Raw genomic sequence first — 2,721 nt, 5'->3', positions numbered from 1 at the left:
AGAGGTGGAACAAGTAGGGGAGAGCGGGAGCGGAAGAGCTTGTCCTGCTGGGCGTATTCAGGCGATCCGGCAACGCGGCGAGGTGCCGTAGCTGTCGTCCCGCGCCCGCTGCGGATAACGCCGACCTTCCCGTCCGCGGACGGACAGCGGACCCTTACCGCCAGTTCCAGGATCTTGAACCGGTCGGACTGCAAATCCGTTGTTGTTCACCAACAGCGGGAAGATTCCCGCCGCGCGAGAGGATGAAGGACATGTCGGACGAAAGCCAGATTCCTGTCCATCGAGTCGACTGGGCGCGGGAAGAAGTCTCCTTGGATCCAATACCTTCCGCTTCCGGATCCTTCCCGGCAGCCCCCGGGGGGTCGAATCTCAGTGGCGACCAGCCGGCCGTTGCGTTCCGGGACGAACACGACAACGTCATCACGGCCGTCTCCGACGGCGCCGGCGGCTGGAAAGTGGACTTCGTAAGAATGGGGGCATGGGCCAAACTTTATCGTACGCAAATTACGACCGCCGTCAAGGGCCTGGCATACGCCCTATTGGCATCGGGAAACATAGCGAAGTCGCTGGGCCACAACAATCTCGGGGAAGGGCTGCAGAAGGCCGGGAATGTCACGAACACCGCCACGGCTTTGTCGGACGTAGCACATTACGGTCACTCTGCCTTCCAGACCTATAGAAAGGAGGGTCTCACAGTGGCCACGTTCAAGGATCTGGGTAAAGCGCTCGGCCAGACACTCGGCCTCGGTGCGGGAGCCATGGCTGCTCTCTCACCGTCGGAGTCAGTTCAGGCAGGCGCGAACCTTGCGACGTTCGCTGCTATTGCTGCGACAGGCAGAACGGTTCAAGAGAAGAAGCAGGCCGATGAGGACGCGCGCAGACTCTTCTACCGGCATAGCAGGGAAGAAGCGATGATCGGCGTCAACGGCACCCCTGTGCCGCTCCGCGGGGGAAGTCGCACCCCGAGCACCACCACTGGATTCAGCCCTCCGATCACCCGCACCAACACCGCTCAATTCAACCCTCCATTCAGGCGTGACACCGGTCATAGCAGCGATGGCGCGTCATCTCGTTCCCGGCAGCACTACGGCGGCCCGGTTCCGCCGGGAGGGTCCTCCGTCCCCAAGAGGTGACCGCAGATGGCGAACTCGTCGCCTCGATGAGTGGTCGGTTCGGGCGTCGACGGTTCACACGGTCCTTGTCCTCTACGGGCAAGGACCGACGGATGGGAACTCGACCGCGCTCATCGGTGGTCCCGGAACAGGTACAGACGTCTTGACGCCCGCGGGGCCCTGCCTGCTCGGCCGGTGTGCGGGCGCGAACGCGTCGGCCGGTGATGCCCGTTGTGTCGTTCACCCCACGAAGGTCTGTTCCTGCTGGTAGCTCAGGCCTCTCTCGTGCAGGTCCCGATGGAGTGCCGGAGCGACGTGCCGCACACACGGAATGGGCCCCGCTCTTTCCGGACGCCCTGAGGTGTGGGGTGCGGGGCCGTACGACCGCGAGGCGCAACGCGCCGATCACCGATCGGCCATTGCCCATCTGATGGAGACCTCGGTCTCGTCGTAGGGGACGCCGTCGCGTTCCGTCTCCTCCGCGATCTTCAGGGCCTCTCCGATGAGTGTCTCGATCTTCGACTCGGGCACCATCTTGATGTCCTCGCCCTCGGTGCGCCGTTTCCGGCGTCCGTCACCACCAGCACCTCCGGGTCCCCCTCCCGCCACTGCCCGGCGGCGACGAGCCGCTCGATGATCTGGACCGTGGTCACCGCGGCGACGTCCGCCCCGGGCTCCGGGCGGACCGCGTCCGTCACCGCGGTCCAGGAGGTTCGTACCGTGCGCCCAGGCCCGGGCCGAGGACGGGAGCCGCGAGTGGCGGGCGCTGTGCGAGCCCTACGACCGGGCCCGCCTACCGCCGAGGCCCTCGTGGCCGACCGGACATTGGCTGTCCAGGCGGAGCCGCGGACTGAGCCACGGCAGCCGGTCCCGTGGCGGCGCTGCTGTGCGATGGTGCCGGTGACGGAGGCCCTGAGGGCGCGGGAAGTGTCGCCTGGACGGCTGCGGCGACCGACGACGGACCGGCAGCAACCGGGGTGACCGGCCTTACCTGTTCTGGTGTCGGCTCCGGAATCCGCGGGGCCGTCAATCCGATCACGCCGTAGGCGAGGCCCCTGGCTTGCTGGAAGACCTCCCAATCCACCGCAAGCGCCTCATGAGCCTCGTGTACGCGCCAGGAGGGGGCGGCCCGCGCGCTTTCCCATTCGTTTACCCACGCGCTTCGATATTCGGCCGCCGCGCCCACCTCCGCTTGCCGAGCGGCACTCACCTCGTTCCTCGTCGCGCCGTCCTGATTCATTCGGGCCCACTCGTCGGCAACCGCGGTGCGAAGCTCGCCGAGCCTCTCCTCCAGCCTTGTGGCGGCCGAGCTTTCGACAGATGGCATCCAGTGGTCAGCTTGCATGTGTCCTCCTCGTGATCGCGCACCAACACCGGTAGGAGTCAGTGGCTTTCGTCTTCGGCAGGTTTCCTCGAAGGTCACCGCGCCACCCAACTCCAAAGGCAACGCGACCTCCTCAACGCCTATGGTTCGGATGCGGTTCACTATCCATGGTCTTGCTCCACGCCGATTGAGGTCACCATGCGTGTGCGCTCGTGGTCGGGACGACGGCATCCCCCTCTGCTACCCCTGCTCCCGCGCCTGACGAAGAGGAGAAAAAAGGGCGGG

General features: G+C 65.9%; 2 protein-coding genes and 1 pseudogene. 1 reads left to right on the top strand and 2 read right to left on the bottom strand.

Features of this window, described 5'->3' with window-relative positions; all coding sequences use genetic code 11:
* The first annotated feature begins 251 nt into the window (after positions 1 to 251).
* The gene (locus P3L51_RS35755; protein WP_354609532.1) at positions 252 to 1,133 is read left to right on the top strand and encodes a hypothetical protein; all 882 of its coding nucleotides are present in this window, start codon (positions 252 to 254) and stop codon (positions 1,131 to 1,133) included.
* 384 nt (positions 1,134 to 1,517) lie between these two features.
* Here P3L51_RS35755 and P3L51_RS35750 read toward each other — a convergent pair whose 3' ends face one another.
* Both P3L51_RS35750 and P3L51_RS35745 read right to left on the bottom strand, forming a co-directional pair.
* Entirely contained in the window at positions 1,518 to 1,646 is a 129-nt protein-coding gene (locus tag P3L51_RS35750; protein WP_435594602.1) for a hypothetical protein, read from the bottom strand.
* A gap of 14 nt (positions 1,647 to 1,660) precedes the next feature.
* Positions 1,661 to 1,834: pseudogene (locus tag P3L51_RS35745) on the bottom strand (NF041680 family putative transposase); the annotation flags it as partial.
* Positions 1,835 to 2,721 lie beyond the last annotated feature (887 nt).

Origin of the sequence: Streptomyces panacea, from assembly GCF_040560175.1 — a bacterium.
Classification (GTDB): Bacteria; Actinomycetota; Actinomycetes; order Streptomycetales; family Streptomycetaceae; genus Streptomyces; species Streptomyces panacea.
This window is presented reverse-complemented; position numbering and strand designations above follow the sequence as displayed.